Genomic DNA, 21,419 nt, shown 5'->3' with positions numbered 1-21,419 from the left:
TTCCGCCCCTGTCGCCGCCGCAACAGCTTTTGGACAAAAACCCCGCATAGCGGCTAAACTGGAAATATCAAGCTAAGACGATGAATTCATGAGCATTTCCGGGATATCCAGCTACGGCGGCTATGGCGGCTACGCCTTGCAAGCCAGCCATGGCGCCAACTGCCAGTGCCCGGCCTGCCAGCAAAACCTGGCCAGCGCCGCGGCGCCGGCGGCGCTTGCCTCTGCGCCCGGAAACAGCGCGGCCGATCCTAGCGCCGCCGATCAAAAAGAGCCAGCCCGGCCCAATGCCACGCTAGGCGCCGACGGCAAGCCCCTGGACGAGCAGCAGCAAAAACAAGTGGAAGCGCTCAAGGCGAGAGACAGCGAAGTGCGCCAGCATGAGCAAGCCCATCTGACCAGCGGCGGCGCGCTGGCCGGCGGCGGCGCCACCTACACTTATCAGCAAGGCCCGGACGGCAAGCAATACGCGATAGGCGGCGAGGTGGGCATCCGCCTGGCTCGGGGCAGCACGCCGCAGGAAACCATCTCCAACGCCCAAACCGTGCAAAGGGCCGCGCTGGCGCCGGCCGACCCCTCCGGCCAGGATCGCGCGGTGGCCGCGGCGGCCGCGCAGATGGAACAGCAGGCCCGCATCGAGCTGATGCAGCAACAGGCCGGCAAGCAAGGGATGAGTCCGCTGCAGGCGCGCCAACACGTCAACAGCCCCGAGCGGCAAGGCCCGGGGCTGGGGTCCAACATCGATACCTACGCCTGAGAACCTGTTCAAAATCCGCTGCGCTTCGGCGATACGGCGTTGAACAGGCCCTGAGAACCAGGCGCCGTTTCTATCACTCCGCCTTGCGCACGCCGCGCGCCAGCCTCAGGCCGTTGGCGATCACCACCAGACTGGTGCCCACGTCGGCGAACACCGCCATCCACAAGCTGGCCATGCCCAGCATCGCCAACACGAAGAACACCAGCTTGGTGAGCAGCGCCACCGCGATATTCACCTTCAACACCCGCGAGGTGCGCCGCGCGTGGCTGAGCATATCGGCCAGCTTGGCCAGCTTGTCGTCCATCAGCGCCACGCCGGCGGTTTCCAGCGCGCTGTCGGAGCCTGCCGCGCCCATGGCGATGCCCAGATCGGCGCGGGCCAGCGCCGGCGCGTCGTTGACGCCGTCGCCCACCATCGCCACCGTCTTGCCGGAGGCCTGCAAGCGAACGATGCGTTCCAGCTTGTCTTCCGGCAGCAAGCCGCCGTGCGCCTCGACGATGCCGGTCTGCGCCGCCACCGCCTGCGCCACCTGCTGGTTGTCGCCGCTCAACATCACGGTCGCCACGCCCAGCTTGGCCAATTGCCTCAAGGCCGCCGGCGCTTCCGGACGAATCCGGTCGGCCACCGCGATCACGCCCAGCGCGCGCTCGCCCTCCAGCAACACCAGCGCGCCCTGGCCGGCCAGCTCCAGCCGCGACAGCTCGGCTTGCAAGGCCTCGTTCAAAGCGCCCTGCTCCCGCGCCAGCCGGCTGCTGCCCAAGGCCAGCTTCCTGCCGTCCGCCAGGCCGCTGACGCCGCGCCCGGCCTGTTCGCTGACTTGCTCCGCCTCCGGCCAGGACAGGCCGCGGGCGCTCGCCGCCGCCAGCACCGCCTTGGCCAGCGGGTGGGTGGAGTGCGCGTCCAGGGCCGCGGCCCAGCGCAGCAGCTGGTCCTGATCCGCGTCGGCCAGCGCCACCACCTCGGTCACCTGCGGTTCGCCCTCGGTCAGGGTGCCGGTCTTGTCGAAACACACCGCGTCTATCCTGGCCGCCGTTTCCAGCGGCGCGCCGCCCTTGATCAGCAAACCGTGCTTGGCGGCGGAGGCCAGCGCACTGACCACGGTCACCGGCGTGGCGATCACCAGCGCGCACGGGCAGGCGATCACCAGCATCACCAGCGCGTTGTAAACCGCCTCGCCCCAGCTCAGCCAGCCCAGCAAGGGCGTCGCCACGGCGAATAGCAGCGCGGCGACCAGCACCACCGGGGTGTAGATCTCGGCGAAGCGGTCGATGAAGCGCTGCGTCGGCGCCTTGCTGGCCTGGGCGTTGCGCACGGTATCGATGATGCGCGCCAGCACGCTGCCGTTGGCCGCCGCCGTGGTCAGCACTTCCACCACGCCGCTGCCGTTGATGCTGCCGGCGAACACCGCGTCGCCCGGCGATTTGTCCACCGGCAGGCTCTCGCCGGTGATCGGCGCCTCGTTGAAGGCGCTATGGCCTTGTTCGATGCGGCCGTCCAGCGGCACCCGTTCGCCCGGACGCACCCGCACTCGGCTGCCCGGCGCCACTTCGGCGGCCGGACGCTCCACCCATTCCCCGCCGCTTTGCAACCAGGCGGTTTCCGGCGCCAGCGACATCAAGGCCTTCACCGCCTCGCCGGCGCGCGCCAGCGACATCGCCTCCAGGCGCTCGGCGATGGCGAACAGGAACAGCACCATCGCCGCCTCCGGCCACTGGCCGATCAGCATCGCGCCTATCACCGCCACCGACATCAGGAAATGAATGTTGAGCGTGCGCGTGGACAAGGCGATCCAGCCCTTTTTCAAGGTGGGAATGCCGCCCAGCAGGATGGAGGCCAGGGCCAGCACCGCGCTGCCCCAGCCCTGATCCGCGCCGCTGAGCCAGGCCACGCCTTCCGAACCCGCCGCAGCCAAACCGGACAAGGCCAGCAGCCAATTGCCGCGGCGCGAGGATTTGGGCTGCTCCACCGGCGCCGAGGCGTCCGTCAGCTCCACCGCCTTCATGCCCACCTTGGCGATGGCCTGTTTGACTCCGTCCAGATTGGGCAGATCGTGACGCACCAGCAGCACGCGTTCGATGAAGTTGAACTCCAGCGCGGCCACCCCCGTCATACCGCCCAGGGCTTTTTCAATCAGCTTGGCCTCGGTCGGGCAGTCCATCGCCTGGATGTGCAAGCGCGCCTGCTGCCGGCCGCCCTCGCCCAAGGACACCGCGCGCGGCGCTTCCGCGCCGTGGTCGTGACCCGAGCAGGCCTTGCCCGCAGCGTCGTGGCTGTGATCGTGATCATGCGCGGCGGCGGGCCGTTGGGCCGGCATCGCCGCCTCCAGTTTATGGCCGCAGCAATCGTCCGCCGGGCGCGGATCGGGCTTGCCCTCTCCGCCGCGGCAAGAAGCATGGCCGGCATGCGGAGCAAGCTTGTTTCGCCTTCTTTGCGCTGGATGGAACATGGTGGCCTCCCTTGATCGGATTGATATAGCTTCATTGCAAACCCTATAGTCGCTACAAGGTCAAGCTTTTTTGCTAAAATATCCTCACCCGGCGGCACATCGTCGCCATCGCCCAACGGGGCGTCTTGCGGGAGAACTGAGATGCTGATTGGAGAACTGGCGCGCCAGACCGGCTGCGAAGTGGAAACCATCCGTTATTACGAGCGCGAAGGCCTGCTGTCCGCGCCGCTGCGCAGCGCCTCCGGCTACCGACGCTACAACGCCGAGCAATTGGGCGAACTGAATTTCATCCTGCACTGCCGCTCGCTGGGCATGTCGCTGGCCGACATCCGCCAGCTGGCCGCGTTCAAGGCCGACTCCTCGCTGGCCTGCGACGACATCAACCAGTTGATAGACCGCCAGGTGAGCAAGGTCCATCAGCAAGTGGAAAGCCTGCGCCTGCTGGAACAACAGCTGCTGGCGCTGCGCGACCGCTGCCACGACCATCACACCGTGGCGGAATGCGGCATTCTGCAAACCCTGGTGGAGGCGTCCGAAGGCGAACCCTGCGTCTGCCACACGCCCTTCGGCCAGGACCCGCACCCCCATCACCCTTCCGTGGAGAAGCAATGACCCGTTTGTTCAAGCCCGCCACCGCCGCCGCGACCCTGATCGCGCTGGCTCTGTCCGCCTGCACCACCAACCCGCAAACCGGCCAGACCGAGATCAGCAAGACCGCTCTCTACGGCCTGGGCGGCGCGGCGGCCTGCGGCCTGGTGGGCGCGCTGACCCATGGCGGCAAAGGCGCCCGCAATTCGGCGCTGGCCTGCGGCGCGATCGGCGCCGGCATCGGCGGCTATATGGATTACCAGGAAAAACAATTGCGCGAGAAGCTGAAGAACAGCCAGATCGCCGTCGAGCGCATCGGCGACCAGCTCAAGCTGTCCCTGCCCGACAACATCACCTTCCCCACCAACGGCTATCAGCTGAACGCCAGGGCGCAAAAACCGCTGGGCGACATCGCCGGCGTGCTGGTGCAGTTCCCGGACACCTCGATCACCGTGGCCGGCCACACCGACAGCAGCGGCGCCGCCGCCTACAATCAGACCTTGTCGGAAAAGCGCGCCCAATCGGTGACCGAATACCTGCAAGGCCAGGGCGTCAACTCGGTGCGGGTGCGCACCATGGGTTACGGCGCGGCCCAGCCGGTGGCCAGCAACGCCAGCGACAGCGGCAAGGCGCGCAACCGCCGCGTGGAGATCATGATCACCCCGCAGCAAATGGGCTGAACGATCTTGATGCCCAACCCGGCTCCGGCCGGGTTTTTTGTCGCCCGCGCGCCGTGGCGAATAGGCAAAAAAAGGGGCCGACCCACTGGGTCGGCCCTAACAACGCTCGTTTGGGGAGATGAGGAGAAACCACCGCACGCCACCCCACGGGAATGCGGGTCACAACAAGTACACACACAAACTACAACAACAAACCTATCAGCGGCGCGGCGAACACCGTCGCCAAACCGCCCAGCATCATGGTCAGGCTGGCCACCACGCCTTCTTCGGCGCCCAGCTCGCTGGCCTTGGCGGTGCCGGCCGCGTGGGCGGCGGCGCCAAACAGAGCCCCGCGCGCCAGGCTGGAGCGCAGCGGCATCCAGGCCAGCATCACTTCGCCCAGCAACATGCCGCACACCCCGGTCATCACCACGAACACCGCGGTCAGATCCGGCGAGGCGCCGATGCCCGAGGCCGTGGCCAGGGCGAACGGGGTGCTGATCGAACGCGGCGCCAGGCTGCGCTGCAAGAGCTCGGACAAGCCCAGCAGGCGCGCCAGCCAGATCGAGCTGAACACCGCCACCGGCATGCCCACCAGCACGCCGCAGCTCAGCGACAGCCAGTGACGACGTATCATCGCCCGGTGCTCGTAGATCGGCACCGCGAAGGCCACCGTGGCCGGGCCCAGCATCCAGGTCAGCCAGCGGGTGTCTTCGAAATACACCCGGTACGGCACCTTGGCCAGGACCACCAGCGCAATCACCAACAGCGGCACCGCCAGAATCGGGGCGCTCCACCAATTGCGCTTTTTCAGATAAAACTTTTTGACCAGTCCGTACAAGACAACGGTAATCAGCAGACTGGCCAGTGCGATTTCATGCTCCATGCGTCTTCACCTGTTTCTGGCGGCCATGCCAGCGCAGGGCCACTTCCAGCCGGTAACATTTGTCCACCACCCAGGAGGTCGCCGCCATCACCAGCAAGGTGGACAGCACGATCACCGCCACGATCCGCAGCCCGGCGGCCATGATCACGTCCGGGTACTGGATCACCGCCACCACGGCGGGGATGAAGAACAACAACATTTCGGCCAGCAACCAGCGGGCGCCGCTGCGGCACCAATCCAGCGGCAACCAGCCCAGCCAGAGCGCCGCCAGCACCAGGAACATCCCCAGCACGCCGGCAGGCACCACAGGCAGGAAATGGCTGCTCAACTGGCTGGCCGCTATCCACACCACGCTCAGCAAGGCCACCTGACCAACGGTCAGCGCCACTTGCTTGAATGCGGGAAGGTTCGGGTTTGCCATGATTGAGCCACTACACAACACAGGGAGTGTTTCGAGTATAGAGCGCCGGCATGCATTCAAAAAATGAATTAAAATTATTTCACGCATTCCAATCTGGAATACATGATCCGGACAAGCACACATGGACATCCGCGCGCTGCGCTATTTCATCGAGGTGGTCAAACGCCAAAGCTTCACCAAGGCGGCCGAAGCCCTCTATGTGACCCAGCCCACCATCAGCAAGATGGTGCGCCAGCTGGAGGAGGAGCTGGGCTGCCCGCTGATCTTGCGCGAAGGCCGCAGCTTCCGCCTCACCGATGCCGGCCGGGCTACTTACGAGCGCGGCCTGGACGTGCTGTCGGCGATGAACCAGTTGAAAACCGAGCTGTCCGACTTGTCTGCGCTCAAGCGCGGCGAACTGGTGGTCGGCCTGCCGCCGATGGTGGGCGTGGCCTTCTTCGCGCCGGTGGTCAGCAGCTTCCGTCAACGCTATCCGCAGATCGAACTGAAAATGGTGGAAGACGGCGCGCTGGCCATCGAGAGCAGCGTGCGCAGCGGCGAACTGGAAATCGGCGTGGCGGTGCTGCCGGTGGACAATCAGGCTTTCGATCAATTCGCCGTGGTGCGCGACCCGCTGTGCCTGGTGGCGCCGGCCGGCTCGGAGTGGCGGGGCCAGAGCGTGGTGAGGCTGGAACAGATCGCCGGCCAGCCCTTCGTGCTCTACCCGCAGGATTTCACGCTGGCGCGCCGGGTCAGCGACGCCTTCCGCGAGCTGGGCCGCCCGCTTCACGTGGTGGGACGCAGCGCGCACTGGGACTTCATCGTGGAACTGGTCTCCGCCCATATGGGCGTCACCCTGCTGCCGCGCTCCATCGTGGAGCGGCTGGACCGCGCCGCCTACGACGTGATTCCGCTGGCCGAACCCAAGCTGGTCTGGCATCTGGCGCTGATCTGGCAAAAGAACGGATACTTGTCGCACGCCGCGCGCGCCTGGCTGGCGGTGACGCGCGATGTGCTGGGCGGTTTGGAATAAAGCCAGTCAACCCTAGGAAAACCGAATATGAAACGATATCTGAGCATCGCCCTGTTCGCCCTGCTGCTAAGCGGCTGCGCAGCGCTGAACTATCAGAAACCGCAGATCAGCATCGCCGACGTCAAGCCCGGCAAGACCACCCTGTTCGAGCAAAGCTTCGAAGTCAGCCTGCGGGTCAGCAATCCCAACAATCTGGCCTTGAACGCCAAGGGCATGACGCTGGAGCTGAACGTGGCCGGAGAAAAGCTGGCCACCGGGCTCAGCAATCAAGCCATCGCGGTGCCGGCGCTGGGCGAAGGCATGGTCACCCTGCAATTGCACACCTCGCTGGCCGGCTGGCTGAAACAGATCGGCAAGGCGATGGAGGCCGGCAACGGCGGCAAGCTGGAATACCAGCTGAACGGCACGCTGGAGGACCTGAACGGCATGGGCCGGGTGCCTTTCCGCAGCAAGGGGGAATGGAAGCTGCCCGGCCAATAAGAACCGGTTACGATCCGCGGCGCGAGCCGTCGAGATCGTGAACATGCTCTAACATATCCGCAGCCCCGCCGTCCGGCGGGGCCGGAACTCACTGCCGCGGCACCGCCACGCAGTTGTTGCCGTCGAAGCTGACAGTCTCCACCAGTTGGCTCTTGGGATTGACCACGAAATTGGTGGTGCAGCTGTAATGGGTGGAACCGCCGCCTATCATGCCGGTGTTGACCCAGCGTCCCGGCGTTTCTATGGTCTTGGTCTGGCCGTTCTCGTTGTAAGTCACCTTGGCGCCCGGCTCGTACACGCGGTTCTCGCGCAGCGGCTCGCGCTGGGTGAATTCCTTGCTGTAGGTGTAGAGCACGTTGCCGTTCGGCATCTTCAGGGTTTTCTGCGGCGCGCCCCACTCCGCCAGCAATTGATTCACATCGCGCCCCTGCCAGTAATACGCCTTCTGCGCATAGCCTTCCTGGGTCGGAAAGGTGCCGCAGGCGGTCAGCAGCAGCGCCGACATCATCATCAGTCTTTTCATCCGAAATCCTTCAATCCCCGTTTCACTATCCATAGCATAACAAAACGCCGGCCCCTGAACGGAGCCGGCGTTGTATGACTGACCATGCGAAAGCGCGAGAGTTTCCTTACGCGGACAATCGCTGAGTCGGTTTAGAGCCGGAAGCGGTTGAAGGTGCTCTGCATGCCGCGGGCCAGGTCGTTCAAGGAGCCCAGGGTCTGCATCGCCGATTGCAGCGCGGAGTCGGAATCGATGATCTGATTGTTGATCGACTCGGTGCTCTGCGCCATCGCCGTGGTGGCGTTGTGCTGCTCGCTGGTGGACAGGGCTACGTCGCCGATCTTGTCCACCACCTGCTGCATCGCCTCGCTGATGGCGGTCAGGCGCGCGCGCGCCTGAGCGGTCAGGTCCACGCTGTTGTCCACCGCGCCGACGGTGCTGTTCATGTTCTGCACCGCCTTGCCGGTTTCGCCCAGAATGTTTTCCACCATCTGGCTGATTTCCACCGTGGCCTGGCCGGTGCGCTCGGCCAGCTTGCGCACTTCGTCGGCCACCACGGCGAAGCCGCGGCCCTGCTCGCCGGCGCGCGCGGCTTCGATCGCCGCGTTCAAGGCCAGCAGATTGGTCTGGTCGGCGATGTCGCGGATCACATTGGTGATCTTGGAGATTTCCTGCGAGCGCTGTTCCAAGGACGCCAGCAGGCCGGACAGTTCGCCCACCGATTCGCTGGTGCGCGACATCTCGCTGCTGATGCGCTGCATATCGTTGGCGCTCTCGCGCGAATGCTCGCCGGTATTGCGCGCCAGGCTGTCGGTCTCGCGGGTGGCGTCGGCGATGTGGGAGATGCTCACCGTCACTTCTTCGATCGCCGCCGCGTTGGAGCTGGAGATATCCGCCAACACGTGGGAATCGTCGGCCAGACGCTTCACCGCACCGCTGACTTCGATCACGCCCTGGGTCAGTTGCCCGGCTTCGTCGCGCAGTTCGCGGAACATGCCGTTCAGTCGCTGCACGAACTGGTTAAAGGCCTGCGCGGTCTGCGCCACCTCGTCTTCGCCGGCCACTTCGATGCGACGGGTCAGATCGCCTTCGCCCTGAGAGATTTCACGCATCGCGTCGCGCACCTGGAACAGGCCCTTGAGCAGGCGGCCCAGATAGGCGGAGCTGAAGGTCAGCATCACCGCCAGCACGATGGCGACGGCGCCGGCGATCAGCCAGATAATGCCGTTGACCTGGGAGGAGATCACGTCTTCGTCCGCGGCCACGCCCATCACCCAATCGGAACCGGCGATCGGACGCAAGGCCACCATATAAGCGCCGCCGTCAATGTCCACGCTCTTGGCCTGGTCGCTTTGCAACAGGCTGGCGAAGGCGGCTTCGTCCAAGGCCGGAATCACGCTGCCGATGGGCTTGAGCTCATTGCCCGGCTTGGGATAGGCGATGATCTTGCCCTGCTTGGTCAGCAGGAAGGCATGGCCCTTGCCGGCCAGCTTGATGTCCAGCACCGACTTGACCAGCTTGTCGATCAGGATGTCGCCGCCCACCACGATCTCCTGGCCCTTGACCTTGTCGGCGATGGTGATCACCAGCTTGTCCTTGGTTTCCGGCTCGGAATCCTTGTAGGGATCGGTGACGATCAGGCCGTCCTGGGCCTTGGACTGCTGGAACCAGGGACGCTGGGCCGGCTGGTAGTCGGCGCTGGGCTTGGGACGCCCCGGCACCGAGTACTTCATGTCGCCGGTGACGCCGTTGCCGGCGTAGATCACATTGAAGCCGCCGCCCTTGGCCAGCTGCTGCAGATAGTAGCTGACCTGAGCGTCGTCGGCGTGACTGAGGCTGGCGCTGATCAGATTCTTGCGGACCGACAGCCATTCGGACACGAAGCCGCCCTGTAGCTGGGCGACCTGGTTGATCTCGCGCTCGGCCTCTTGGTAGGCATGGGAACGGATATTCAGGCAGGCGGTGATGGTGATGCTGAGCGTGGCGACCAGAATGGACACCGCTGTCAGCAGCGTGAGCTTGTGACGGATGGAGCGCATGATAAGCCGTTGCTGATAAAAGCCTTATTATCCGTCATACGAGATGTCATGCATTGTTAAAAATAACAATGTCTTTAAATATTTGCGCATGTTTTAAATCAAACTACCACCTCAATCATGCATTTCAAATACTCGTAACGCCTGCGAAGCTTATCTTGCCGACGCTTGCGTCACAAAATGTCGACAATTTGCCCTAACCACGACAATTTCACCCCAATTTGAGCGATACTTGCGCCTGGGCGCGGCCACGGCAATGGGCGGCGCCCGGTTATTAGACAGAAAGGGGCCAAGATGAGTAAAAGCGGCGAACGGTCGCAAACCTTTCAGAACATCGTTGACGCCAGCTTGCAGCTGTTCAATCAGGAGGGCGAGCGCGTCATCACCACCAACCATATCGCCGAGCGGATGAATATCAGCACCGGCAAGCTCTACTATCACTTCCGCAACAAGGAAGAGATCATCAGCGAGCTCTACCAGCGCTACGTCAAGGGCATGGCCGAGCAGTTGTCCGCCGCGCTCCGGCACAGCAACTCGATAGAGGCGATGGTGGGGGCGATGGAAAAAACGCTGCGGCACATCTGGAGCTTCCGCTTCCTGCCAAAGAGCATGCCCAGCCTGTACTACCTGCACCCGGAACTGGCGGAAAACCACCAGCAGCTGTCCCGCGGCCAATTGGCCGGCAAGCTGGCCCAGCTGTTCTCACGGCTGCGCGAAGAGGGCGTGCTGCTGGGCGACGACAAGCAGTTGGCGCACCTGGTCCAGCACTTTCAGATGGTGCAGACCGGCTGGGTGACCACGCTCAAGCACTCCGCCACGCCCAGCGAGCTGGAGCGCATGGTGAAAGACGGCTGTCGCAGCCTGCTCTATCTGCTGACGCCTTACGTCGATCCGCGCTACCGGCCGCCGTTCGACCGCGTCTGCGCGCGCTACGCCTGAACGGCGACGCATAAAAAAACACCCCTGGCTGGCCAGGGGTGTTTTGTTTGCGGCTTGCTTGTAAGCGCTTAGATCATGCCCTTGCTTTTCAGCAACTCGAACATGGTCTTGCCGATTTCCGCCGGGCTGCGGGTGTAGGCGATGCCGGCCTTCTCGAAGGCCTTGAACTTCTCTTCCGCCGTGCCCTTGCCGCCGGAGATGATGGCGCCCGCGTGGCCCATGCGCTTGCCCTTGGGAGCGGTCACGCCGGCGATGTAGCCGACCACCGGCTTGGTCACGTAGGACTTGGCGAACTCGGCCGCCTCTTCCTCGGCGGAACCGCCGATTTCGCCGATCATCACGATGGCGTCGGTGTCCGGGTCATCCTGGAACAGCTTCAGCGCGTCGATGTGGCTGGTGCCCGGGATCGGGTCGCCGCCGATGCCGATGCAAGTGGACTGGCCCAGACCCAAAGCGGTGGTTTGCGCCACGGCTTCATAGGTCAGGGTGCCGGAACGGGACACGATGCCGATGCGGCCCGGGTTGTGGATGTGCCACGGCATGATGCCGATCTTGCACTCGCCCGGGGTGATGATGCCGGGGCAGTTCGGGCCGATCAGGCGGATGCCGGCTTCGTCCACGGCCTTCTTCACGTAGAGCATGTCCAGGGTGGGCACGCCTTCGGTGATGCAGACAATCAGCTTCACGCCGCTGTCGATGGCTTCCAGGATGGAATCCTTGGCGAAGGCCGCGGGCACGTAGATCACCGAGGCGTCGGCCTGGGTCTGACGCACGGCGTCCTTCATGGTGTTGAACACCGGCAGGCCCAGGTGCTCGGAACCGCCCTTGCCCGGGGTCACGCCGCCTACGACCTTGGTGCCCACTTTCAGCGCCTGCTCGGCGTGGAAAGTGCCATTCTTGCCGGTGAAGCCTTGCACCAGCACTTTGGTGTCTTTATTTACCAATACGCTCATTTTGTATTCCTCAGCTCAGTGCGGGTCTCAGGCAGCGGCCTTGACGGCGGCGACGATCTTCTCGGCAGCGTCGTTCAGACCCTGGGCGGAAGTCAGTTTCAGACCGGAGTCGTCCAGGATCTTGGCGCCCAGCTCGGCGTTGTTGCCTTCCAGGCGAACCACTACCGGCACGGTCACGTTCACTTCCTTCACCGCGGCGATGATGGCTTCGGCGATCATGTCGCAACGCACGATGCCGCCGAAGATGTTGATCAGCACGCCCTGCACCGAGGTATCGGCCAGGATCAGCTTGAACGCCTCGATCACGCGCTCCTTGGTGGCGCCGCCGCCCACGTCCAGGAAGTTGGCCGGCTGGCCGCCCTTCAGCTTGATGATGTCCATGGTGGCCATCGCCAGGCCGGCACCGTTCACCATGCAGCCGATATTGCCTTCCAGCGCCACGTAGTTCAGATCGAACTCGGAAGCCTTCACTTCGCGTTCGTTTTCCTGGCTCTTGTCGCGTTGCGCCAGCAGTTCCGGGTGACGGTACAGGGCGTTGGAATCCAGGTTGATCTTGCCGTCCACGCAGGCCAGCTGGCCATTTTCGCGCAGCGCCAGCGGGTTCACTTCGAACAGGGCGAAGTCGTTTTCAACAAAGGCCTTGTAAGAACCCAGCATCAGCTTGGTGAAGGCGGCAACCTGCTCGCCCTTCAGTTCCAGCGCGAACGCGGCGTCGCGGGCCTGGAACGGCTGCATGCCCACCAGCGGATCAACCTCGATCTTGATGATCTTTTCCGGGGTTTCCTCGGCGACCTTCTCGATTTCCACGCCGCCTTCGGTGGACACCATGAACACCACGCGCTGGCTGCCGCGGTCAACCACGGCGCCCAGGTAGAGCTCTCGCTGCACCGGGTACATGTCTTCGCACACCAGCACGCTGTTCACCGGCTGGCCGGCCGCGTCGGTCTGGTAGGTCACCAGGTTCTTGCCGATCAGGCCCTTGGCCACTTCGGCGGCTTCTTCGCGGCTTTTCACCACTTTCACGCCACCGGCCTTGCCGCGGCCGCCGGCATGCACCTGGGCCTTGACGACGGCGAATTTGCCGCCCAGTTTGTCATAAGCGGCAGCGGCTTCTTCCGGCGTAGCGGCCAGAATGCCCTGTTGCACCGGCAGGCCGTACTTGGCCAGCAGCTCTTTCGCTTGGTATTCGTGCAGGTTCATCTATGGTTTCCTTTCGGAGAAATGGATGGCGGGCCGAGGCCGACGCCCAATTTCTTTGAGTCGCGTGTAAACCTTGAATGTATCTGGCGCGCGGCGCTTACCCCCCAGGCTAAGCGCCGCCGCCGCATACTCCGTCAATCGGCCCCCGAGGGGGCCGTTTTGCCGAGCCGTGCGCGATTGTACACGACCCGGCCAACGCTTAGCCGTGCAAAGCGCGCTTGTCGGCGGCCAGCGCCGCTTCGTGTATCACTTCCGACAAGGACGGGTGGGCGTGGACAATGCGCGCCAGGTCTTCGCTGGCGGCCTTGAACTCCATCGACACCACGCCTTCGCTGACCAGCTCGGACACCATCGGGCCTATCATGTGCAGGCCCAGGATGCGGTCGGTCTTGGCACAAGCCAGGATCTTGACCGTGCCTTGCGCCTGGCCCAGGCCCAGCGCGCGGCCGTTGGCGCCAAAGCCGGAACTGCCCTTCTTGTACTCGACGCCCTCGGCTTTCAGCTGCTCTTCGGTCTTGCCGACCCAGGCGATTTCAGGCGAAGTGTAGATCACCCAAGGAATCACGCCGAAGTCCACGTGCGGCTTCTGGCCGGCGATGCGCTCGGCCACGGCCACGCCCTCTTCCGACGCCTTGTGCGCCAGCATCGGGCCGCGCACCACGTCGCCGATCGCCCAGACATTGGGCAGATTGGCGTGGCAGTGATCGTCCACCACCACGAAACCGCGCTCGTCCAGCTGCAGGCCCACCACGTCCGCGCCCAGGCCCTGGGTGTTGGGCACGCGGCCGATGGAGACGATCAGCTTGTCGAACTCGGCCTTGACCGCTTCGCCGTTCAGTTCGTAATTGACGGTGACGCTCTTCTTGCCGGCCTTCACTTCGCCGATCTTGACGCCCAGCTTGATGTCGAGGCCGGTGTCCTTGGTCAGGGTCTTGAAGGCTTCCTTGGCGATCTGCTGGTCGGCCGCGGCGAGGAAGGTCGGCATCGCTTCCAGGATGGTGACTTCCGCGCCCAGACGCTTCCAGACCGAGCCCATTTCCAGGCCGATCACGCCGGCGCCGATCACGCCCAGGCGCTTGGGCACCTCGGTCAGCGCCAGCGCGCCTTCATTGTCCAGCACCAGTTTGTTGTCGGTGGCCAGGCCCGGCAGCGCGCGCGGGCTGGAGCCGGTGGCCACGATCACGTGGCTGGCTTCCAGGGTGTCCACCACCTTGCCGCCGTCGCTGACTTCGATCAGCCACTTGTCGCCCTGGCGGCCCTTGAAGGCGGCCAGGCCGTGGATGTTGGCGACCTTGTTCTTCTTGAACAGGAAATTGATGCCGGCGGCGTTCTTGCTGATGATGTCGCTCTTGCGCGCAATCATCTGCGCCACGTCCATCTTGGCGCCGGACACGCTGATGCCGTGCTTGGCGAAGTCATGCTGTACCGCGTGGAAGTTTTCCGACGACTGCAGCAGCGCCTTGGACGGAATGCAACCCACGTTCAGGCAGGTGCCGCCCAGCGACGGCTTGCCTTCCGGATTCTTGAACGCGTCCACGCAGGCGGTGTTGAAACCCAGCTGGGCGGCGCGGATGGCGGCCACATAGCCGCCGGGACCGCCGCCGATCACCACAACATCAAACGATTGGCTCATCTTGTTTTCCTTGGTCGGTGGCGGGCGCGCGGCCCGCCGGCTGCCGGGTCTATTTGCCGACCTTCAGCAGCAGAATGCCGAATGCGATCATGAACAGGCAGAGAATGCTTTTGCCGATCAGGCTGTACAGATCCTCGCGCACGCCGTTGCGGCGTTTTTTCCAGGTCAGCCAGCCTATGGCCACGCCGGCCAGGATGGCGGCGATTCCGTAAAACCAGTCGGGCAACTGCATTCAAGCTCCATTCATCGCAAGACAGGCCGGGAGCGCGCTCCCGGCCGCGGGTGATTACAAGTCGAGGATCAGGCGGGCCGGATCTTCAATCGCGTCCTTGATCGCCACCAGGCTCAGCACGGCTTCGCGGCCGTCGATGATGCGGTGGTCGTAGGACTGGGCAAGATACATCATCGGGCGCACCACCACTTGACCGTTCTCAACCACGGCACGCTCCTTGGTGGCGTGCATGCCCAGGATGGCGGACTGCGGCGGGTTGATGATGGGGGTGGACATCATCGAGCCGAAGGTGCCGCCGTTGGAGATGGTGTAGGTGCCGCCAGTCAGTTCTTCCACGGTCAGCTTGCCTTCCTGCGCGCGCTTGCCGAATTCGGAGATCTGCTTTTCGATGTCGGCCAGGCTCAGCTGGTCGGCGTTGCGGATCACCGGCACCACCAGGCCGCGCGGGCTGCCCACGGCCACGCCGATATCGAAGTAGCCGTGATAGATGATGTTGTTGCCATCCACCGAGGCGTTGACGATGGGGTATTTCTTCAGCGCGGCGACCACGGCCTTGACGAAGAAGCCCATGAAGCCCAGCTTGATGCCGTGTTCCTTCTCGAAGCGGTCCTTGTACTTGGCGCGCAGGTCCATCACCGGCTTCATGTTCACTTCATTGAAGGTGGTGAGGATGGCGTTGGTCTGCTGCGACAGGATCAGACGCTCGGCCACGCGCTGGCGCAGACGGGACATCGGCACGCTCTGTTCCGGACGGTCGGACAGGATGGCGGCGACATTGACCGCGGCCGGGGTGGCGGACAGCGCGGCGCCGGCGGCGGCCGGAGCCAGCACCGGGCCGGCCTGGGCCGGAGCAGCTTGCTTGGCGGCCTGCACGTCTTCCTTCAGCACGCGGCCGTCGCGGCCGGAACCGGCCACCTTGGACAGGTCCACGCCGGTTTCGGCGGCCAGCTTGGCGGCGGACGGCATGGCGGCTCCGCCTGCCGGAGCGGCGGCGGGCGCCGGGGCGGCTGCCGGAGCCGGCGCGGCGGCTGCGGCCGGAGCCACGTCGCCGGCCTTGGCGGCGGTGTCAATCTTGGCGATCAGCTGGCCGGACACCACGGTGGCGCCGTCTTCCACGATGATTTCAACGATCACGCCTGCCTGGGGCGCCGGCAGTTCCAGCACCACCTTGTCGGTTTCCAGGTCGATCAGGTTCTCGTCGCGGCTGACGGCTTGGCCAACCTTCTTGTGCCAGCTCATCAGCGTGGCTTCGGATACGGACTCGGGCAGTTGCGGGACGGTGACTTCAATCAGCATGTTCTTCTCCATGTAGAGGCAGCCCTCCGGCTGCCTCGAACTCATTCAGTGGTTATTTGGCGACCGACATGGCTTCTTCAACGAAAGCCTTGAGTTGGGCGACGTGTTTGCTCATATAGCCTACGGCCGGGGAAGCGGACGACGGACGGCCGGCGAAGGACAGCGACTGCTTGGCGCCCAGCAGGCCTTCCAGGCGGTGGCGGATCTGATACCAGGCGCCCTGGTTGCGCGGTTCTTCCTGCACCCACATCACTTCGCGCGCCTGCGGGAAGCGCGCCAGTTCGGCGGCCACCTGCTCGGTCGGGAACGGATACAGCTGCTCGATGCGGACGATGGCGATATCGTCGTCCAGACCGCGCTCCTTGCGAGCGGCGGCGAGGTCGTAATACACCTGGCCGGCGCACAGCAGCACGCGCTTGACCTTCTTGGCGTCCTGCACCACCGCGTCGCCGATCACCGGGCGGAAACCGCCGCTGGTGAACGCTTCGATCGGGCTCATCGAATCCTTGAAGCGCAGCAGGCGCTTGGACAGGAAGATGACCAGCGGCTTGCGATACGGGCGCAGCACCTGGCGACGCAGCATGTGGAACATCTGCGAGGCTTCGGACGGCATCACCACCTGCATATTGTGCTCGGCGCACAGTTGCAGCCAACGCTCCAGGCGCGCGGACGAGTGTTCCGGGCCCTGGCCGTCGTAGCCGTGCGGCAGGATGGTGGTCAGGCCGCACAGACGGCCCCACTTGGTCTCGCCGGAGGAAATGAACTGGTCGATGGCCACCTGGGCGCCGTTGGCGAAGTCGCCGAACTGGGCTTCCCAGATCACCAGCTGATCCGGAGCGGAACAGGCATAGCCGTATTCATAGGCCAGCACCGCTTCTTCGTTCAGGATGGAGTCGATCACCAGGAAATCGGCCTGGTTGTCGGACATATTGCGCAGCGGCACATAGCTGCCCTGGTCCCAGCTCTCGCGGTTTTGGTCGTGCAAGACCGAATGACGATGGGAGAAGGTGCCGCGGCCGGAGTCTTCGCCGGACAGGCGCACGCCGAAGCCGTTGGTCACCAGGCTGGCGTAGGCCAGGGTCTCCGCCATGCCCCAGTCCGCGTTCTGCTCGCCGGCGGCCATCGCCTTGCGCGCGGCCAGCACCTTCTGCACCGTCGGATGCAGCTTGAAGCCGTCCGGCAGCGAGGTGAACTTCTCGGTCAGGCGCTGGATGTCGGCCTGCGGCAAGGAGGTGTCGGTCGGATGCGCCCAATGGGTGCCCAGATACTGGCTGAAGTCCAGCGCGTGCTCGCGCTTGTAATTGGTCAGCGCGGTCTGCTCCACGTGCTCGCCCTTGTCCAGCGCGTCGCGGTAGGCCTGGATCTGCGCGTCGGCCTCTTCCGCCTTCAGCACGCCTTCCTGCACCAGACGCTCGGCGTACATCGCGCGCACGCCTTGGTGCTTGGCGATCTTCTTGTACATCATCGGCTGGGTCAGGAACGGGTCGTCGCCCTCGTTGTGGCCCAGTTTGCGATAGCACACCAGGTCGATGACCACATCCTTCTTGAAGGTCATCCGGTAGTCCAGCGCGGCCTGCATCACATAGCAGACGGCTTCCGGATCATCGCCGTTGACGTGGAAGATCGGCGCTTCGATCATCTTGGCCACGTCGGTGCAATACATGGTGGAGCGGATGTCGCGGGTGTCCGAGGTGGTGAAGCCCACCTGGTTGTTGATCACGATGTGGATGGTGCCGCCGGTGCCGTAGCCGCGGGTCTGCGACAGATTGAAGGTGCCCTGGTTGACGCCCAGGCCGCCAAAGGCGGAGTCGCCGTGGATCAATACCGGCACCGCGGTCTTGCGTTCCGCGTCCTTGCGGCGTTCCTGGCGCGCGCGCACCGAGCCCTCCACCACCGGGTTGACGATTTCCAGGTGCGAGGGGTTGAAGGCCAGCGACACATGCATCGGGCCGTCGGCGGTCGGGATGTCGGAGGAGAAGCCCATGTGGTACTTCACGTCGCCGGAGGCCATTTGCTGGGCGGCCTTGCCTTCGAATTCGGCGAACAGGTCGCGCGGCAGCTTGCCCAGGGTGTTGACCAGCACGTTCAGACGGCCGCGGTGGGCCATGCCGATGATCAGTTCCTGCACGCCCTGGCCGGTGGCGTTCTGGATCAGGTGATCCAGCGCGGCGATGGCGGACTCGCCGCCTTCCAGCGAGAAGCGCTTCTGGCCGACGTATTTGGTGTGCAGATAGCGTTCCAGCGTCTCGGACGCGGTGATCTGCTTCAGGATGCGCTGCTTCTTGGCCGCGTCGTAATGCGGCGTGGACAGATCGCCCTCGAAGCGCTTTTGCACCCAATGCTTTTCATCCGACTTGGTGATGTGCATGTACTCGACGCCGATATTGCCGCAGTAGGTCTGCTTCAGGCGCGCCAGGATGTCGGACAGCGGCATCTTCTGCGGGCCCACCAGCGAGCCGGCGTTGAATTGCACCGCCATGTCGGCGCCGGTCAAACCGTGGGTAGCCGGGTCCAGTTCGCGCACCAGTTCCTGGTCCATGCGCTTGAGCGGGTCCAGATTGGCCTGGCGGCTGCCCAGCACGCGGTAGGCGGAAATCAGTTTCAGCACCCCCACCTGCTTTTGCATGGTGTCCCATTCAGCCCCGCTGCTGGCGCGCTGGCCGGCGGCCGGCTTCTTGGCCAGCTGAATGAAGGATTCCTGGATCGGCATGTGCGGCACATCGCGTTCGGCAGCGCCCGGCGCTTGCGCCAGCTTGTCGAAATAGTCGCGCCACTCGTTCGGAACGGAGTTGGCGTCAGCGAGGTACTGTTCGTACAGCTCCTCGATGAACGGTGCATTCCCACCGAACAGGTAAGAATGGCTGTACATGGATTGCATCATGGGGCTACCCTTTGTCGTTTCTGTTCGGAATCCGGCCAGCTACGCCCTGGCGCGAACTCCCTGTTGCTGCATGGGGAAAACGCTATCGGAAAAACTTTTTGTTGTGCTTCCCATAACATTCTGACCCTGCCCCGGCCCGCAGTCGGGCCGGAAAAAAAGGCTGGCTGAAGCCCTGCTCCAGCCAACCCTCGTTCCTGCTTACTTGCGCTTCTCCACCGGAATGAAATCGCGGCGGGGGGCGCCGGTGTACAACTGACGCGGACGGCCGATCTTCATCGCCGGGTCGGAGATCATTTCGCTCCAGTGGGCGATCCAGCCCACGGTGCGGGCCAGCGCGAAGATCGGGGTGAACATCGACACCGGGATGCCGATGGCCGACAAGACGATGCCGGAGTAGAAGTCCACGTTCGGGTACAGCTTGCGCTCGATGAAGTAGGGATCGGACAGCGCGATCTTTTCCAGTTCCATCGCCAGCTTGAACTTGGGATCGTTGTGCAGGCCCAGTTCGTTCAACACTTCGTCGCAGGTCTGCTTCATGATGGAAGCACGCGGGTCCATGTTCTTGTACACGCGGTGGCCGAAGCCCATCAGCTTGTAGCGCTTGTCCTTCACGCCTTGCATGAAGTCGGCCACGTTTTCCACGCTGCCGATTTCGTCCAGCATCTTCAGCACGGCTTCGTTGGCGCCGCCATGGGACGGGCCCCACAGGCAGGCGATGCCGGCGGCGATACACGCGAAGGGGTTGGCGCCGGAGGAGCCGGCCAGACGCACGGTGGAGGTGGAGGCGTTCTGCTCGTGATCGGCGTGCAGGGTGAAGATGCGGTCCAGCGCGCGCGCCAGCACCGGGTTCACCTTGTACTCTTCGCACGGGGTGGAGAACATCATGTGCAGGAAGTTTTCCGCGTAGGTCAGGCCGTTTTTCGGGTAGGAGAACGGCAGGCCCTTGTTGTAGCGGTAAGCTTGCGCGGCGATGGTCGGCAGCTTGGCCACCAGGCGATGCGCGGAAATGCGGCGATGCTCAGGATTGGAGATGTCCAGCGAGTCATGGTAGAAGGCGGACAGCGCGCCCACCACGCCCACCATCACCGCCATCGGGTGCGCGTCGCGACGGAAGCCCTTGAACAGGCTCATCAGCTGATCGTGCAGCATATTGTGGCGCATGATGCCGCGCTCGAAGTCCTTGCGCTGCGCCGCGGTCGGCAGCTCGCCGTTCAGCAGCAGGTAGCAGACTTCCAGGTAATCGCTCTTCTCGGCGAGCTGTTCGATCGGGTAGCCGCGATAGTAGAGCTGGCCCAGATCGCCGTCGATGAAGGTGATGCCGGACTCGCAGCTGGCGGTGGCCAGGAAGCCCGGGTCGAACGTGAACATGCCGGTTTTGGAGAAGGTGCGGATGTCGACGACATCCGGCCCCAAAGTGCCGCTCTGGACCGGCAAATCCAGAGTTTCCTTACCCTCGTTGTATGTGAGCGTTACTTTGCGATCAGTTTCCACAGCAATACTCCCAGTCGGTTTATGGTCGTTGTAATTGGGGTGATGCACAGCCGTCAGAGCGAACGGAGAATCGCCACGATGCCCATCTCTTCCGGATCGTCCAGATCGGCCTTGCCGCTGACGACGTCCAGAAAATCGGTATCGGGCAAATCCAGCAACCGCCGATAAGCCTCAATCTCGGCGGGGGCGAGCTGGTCGAAGGGGCCGGCGAAGAATTTCTCCAGCACCAGATCCAGCTCCAGCAGCCCCCGCCGGGACCGCCAACGGATCCGCTTGAGTTCAATCGGATCGTAGGCGGTCATACTGCACGCTTGACCATCAGGTCCTTGATCTTGCCAATCGCCTTGGTCGGATTCAGGCCCTTAGGACACACGTCCACGCAGTTCATGATGGTGTGGCAACGGAACAGGCGGTACGGGTCTTCCAGGTTGTCCAGGCGCTCCTTGGTCGCTTCGTCGCGGGTGTCCGCGATAAAGCGATAGGCGGCCAACAGGCCGGCCGGACCGACGAACTTGTCCGGGTTCCACCAGAAGGACGGGCAGGACGTCGAGCAGCAAGCGCACAGAATGCACTCGTACAGGCCGTCCAGTTCCTTGCGGTCTTCCGGCGACTGCTTGCGCTCGCGTTCCGGCGGCGGCGTGTCGTTGATCACATAAGGCTTGATCGAGTGGTACTGCTTGAAGAACTGGGTCATGTCCACGATCAGATCGCGGATCACCGGCAGACCCGGCAGCGGACGCAGCTCGATCGGCTGTTTCAGGTCGCGGAAGTCGGTCAGGCAGGCCAGGCCGTTCTTACCGTTGATGTTCATCGCGTCGGAACCGCACACGCCTTCGCGACAGGAGCGGCGGAAGCTCAGCGTGTCGTCCTTCACCTTCAGCTTGACCAGCGCGTCCAGGAGCTTGTGCTCAGTGGAGTCCATCTCCACGCTGATGTCCTGCATATACGGCTTGGCATCGGTTTCCGGATTGTAGCGGTAGATGCGGAATTTGACGGTTTCGGTAGTCATC

The 21,419-nt window shown here is 63.9% G+C and carries 20 protein-coding genes; 6 read left to right on the top strand and 14 right to left on the bottom strand.

Translation table 11 applies throughout. The features are described 5' to 3' along the window. Positions 1-88: 88 nt before the first annotated feature. On the top strand, positions 89-754 hold the full coding sequence (locus DB032_RS02955) for a putative metalloprotease CJM1_0395 family protein (RefSeq protein ID WP_107798181.1): 666 nt from the start codon (positions 89-91) through the stop codon (positions 752-754). A 73-nt stretch (positions 755-827) separates the two neighbouring features. On the opposite strand, the gene DB032_RS02950 is transcribed toward DB032_RS02955, so the two are convergent. Further along, on the bottom strand, positions 828-3,068 hold the full coding sequence (locus DB032_RS02950; RefSeq protein ID WP_107798180.1) for a heavy metal translocating P-type ATPase: 2,241 nt from the start codon (positions 3,066-3,068) through the stop codon (positions 828-830). Positions 3,069-3,341: 273 nt separating this feature from the next. Here DB032_RS02950 and DB032_RS02945 point away from each other — a divergent pair, with 273 nt between their 5' ends. Together DB032_RS02945 and DB032_RS02940 are read left to right on the top strand one after the other, a co-directional pair. Next, positions 3,342-3,812: a Cd(II)/Pb(II)-responsive transcriptional regulator gene (locus tag DB032_RS02945; protein WP_107798179.1), complete on the top strand. Its 471-nt coding sequence runs from the start codon at positions 3,342-3,344 to the stop codon at positions 3,810-3,812. Further along, entirely contained in the window at positions 3,809-4,468 is a 660-nt protein-coding gene (locus DB032_RS02940) for an OmpA family protein (RefSeq protein ID WP_107798178.1), read from the top strand. Before DB032_RS02945 ends, DB032_RS02940 begins: the two co-directional genes overlap by 4 nt. 181 nt (positions 4,469-4,649) lie before the next feature. Here the strand turns inward: DB032_RS02940 and DB032_RS02935 are convergent, their stop codons facing one another. Then, entirely contained in the window at positions 4,650-5,333 is a 684-nt protein-coding gene (locus tag DB032_RS02935; RefSeq protein WP_048415644.1) for an LrgB family protein, read from the bottom strand. Continuing rightward, positions 5,323-5,754 (bottom strand): CidA/LrgA family protein, encoded by a 432-nt coding sequence (locus tag DB032_RS02930; RefSeq protein WP_107798177.1) that lies wholly within the window; start codon positions 5,752-5,754, stop codon positions 5,323-5,325. The genes DB032_RS02935 and DB032_RS02930 overlap by 11 nt, the downstream gene beginning before the upstream one ends. A gap of 121 nt (positions 5,755-5,875) precedes the next feature. Between DB032_RS02930 and DB032_RS02925 the strand changes: the two genes are divergently transcribed. Both DB032_RS02925 and DB032_RS02920 read left to right on the top strand, forming a co-directional pair. Further along, positions 5,876-6,766 (top strand): LysR family transcriptional regulator, encoded by an 891-nt coding sequence (locus DB032_RS02925; RefSeq protein WP_107798176.1) that lies wholly within the window; start codon positions 5,876-5,878, stop codon positions 6,764-6,766. Between the two features lie 27 nt (positions 6,767-6,793). After that, positions 6,794-7,246: an LEA type 2 family protein gene (locus DB032_RS02920; RefSeq protein ID WP_107798175.1), complete on the top strand. Its 453-nt coding sequence runs from the start codon at positions 6,794-6,796 to the stop codon at positions 7,244-7,246. Between the two features lie 88 nt (positions 7,247-7,334). Here the strand turns inward: DB032_RS02920 and DB032_RS02915 are convergent, their stop codons facing one another. Next, on the bottom strand, positions 7,335-7,769 hold the full coding sequence (locus DB032_RS02915) for a hypothetical protein (protein WP_107798174.1): 435 nt from the start codon (positions 7,767-7,769) through the stop codon (positions 7,335-7,337). Positions 7,770-7,900: 131 nt separating this feature from the next. Beyond that, positions 7,901-9,787, bottom strand: a complete 1,887-nt coding sequence (locus tag DB032_RS02910) for a methyl-accepting chemotaxis protein (protein ID WP_107798173.1) — start codon at positions 9,785-9,787, stop codon at positions 7,901-7,903. 291 nt (positions 9,788-10,078) lie between these two features. On the opposite strand from DB032_RS02910, the gene DB032_RS02905 reads away from it, so the two are divergent. Beyond that, positions 10,079-10,723 (top strand): TetR/AcrR family transcriptional regulator, encoded by a 645-nt coding sequence (locus DB032_RS02905; RefSeq protein ID WP_081544319.1) that lies wholly within the window; start codon positions 10,079-10,081, stop codon positions 10,721-10,723. 68 nt (positions 10,724-10,791) lie between these two features. On the opposite strand, the gene sucD is transcribed toward DB032_RS02905, so the two are convergent. From sucD to DB032_RS02860, 9 genes are all read right to left on the bottom strand, one after another. Continuing rightward, on the bottom strand, positions 10,792-11,676 hold the full coding sequence (gene sucD, locus DB032_RS02900; protein ID WP_043592732.1) for a succinate--CoA ligase subunit alpha: 885 nt from the start codon (positions 11,674-11,676) through the stop codon (positions 10,792-10,794). 27 nt (positions 11,677-11,703) lie between these two features. Further along, positions 11,704-12,876, bottom strand: coding sequence for an ADP-forming succinate--CoA ligase subunit beta (gene sucC / locus DB032_RS02895; RefSeq protein WP_048411387.1), 1,173 nt, complete (start codon positions 12,874-12,876; stop codon positions 11,704-11,706). Positions 12,877-13,075: 199 nt separating this feature from the next. Continuing rightward, a complete protein-coding gene (gene lpdA, locus DB032_RS02890; protein ID WP_107798172.1) occupies positions 13,076-14,509 on the bottom strand; it encodes a dihydrolipoyl dehydrogenase in 1,434 nt (477 codons plus the stop codon). Between the two features lie 49 nt (positions 14,510-14,558). Beyond that, positions 14,559-14,741, bottom strand: a complete 183-nt coding sequence (locus tag DB032_RS02885) for a hypothetical protein (protein ID WP_048411385.1) — start codon at positions 14,739-14,741, stop codon at positions 14,559-14,561. Positions 14,742-14,795: 54 nt separating this feature from the next. Continuing rightward, complete coding sequence (gene odhB, locus DB032_RS02880) at positions 14,796-16,037, bottom strand: 2-oxoglutarate dehydrogenase complex dihydrolipoyllysine-residue succinyltransferase (protein ID WP_081544315.1); 1,242 nt, start codon at positions 16,035-16,037, stop codon at positions 14,796-14,798. 52 nt (positions 16,038-16,089) lie between these two features. Next, entirely contained in the window at positions 16,090-18,918 is a 2,829-nt protein-coding gene (locus DB032_RS02875) for a 2-oxoglutarate dehydrogenase E1 component (protein ID WP_107798171.1), read from the bottom strand. A 198-nt stretch (positions 18,919-19,116) separates the two neighbouring features. Next, the gene (gltA, locus tag DB032_RS02870) at positions 19,117-20,409 is read right to left on the bottom strand and encodes a citrate synthase (RefSeq protein WP_107798170.1); all 1,293 of its coding nucleotides are present in this window, start codon (positions 20,407-20,409) and stop codon (positions 19,117-19,119) included. Between the two features lie 53 nt (positions 20,410-20,462). After that, positions 20,463-20,711, bottom strand: coding sequence for a succinate dehydrogenase assembly factor 2 (locus DB032_RS02865; protein WP_107798169.1), 249 nt, complete (start codon positions 20,709-20,711; stop codon positions 20,463-20,465). Further along, positions 20,708-21,418 (bottom strand): succinate dehydrogenase iron-sulfur subunit, encoded by a 711-nt coding sequence (locus DB032_RS02860; RefSeq protein ID WP_107798168.1) that lies wholly within the window; start codon positions 21,416-21,418, stop codon positions 20,708-20,710. The genes DB032_RS02865 and DB032_RS02860 overlap by 4 nt, the downstream gene beginning before the upstream one ends. Position 21,419 lies beyond the last annotated feature (1 nt).

The sequence above is a fragment of the Chromobacterium sp. Panama genome, from assembly GCF_003052555.1.
Lineage (GTDB): Bacteria > Pseudomonadota > Gammaproteobacteria > Burkholderiales > Chromobacteriaceae > Chromobacterium.
This window is presented reverse-complemented; position numbering and strand designations above follow the sequence as displayed.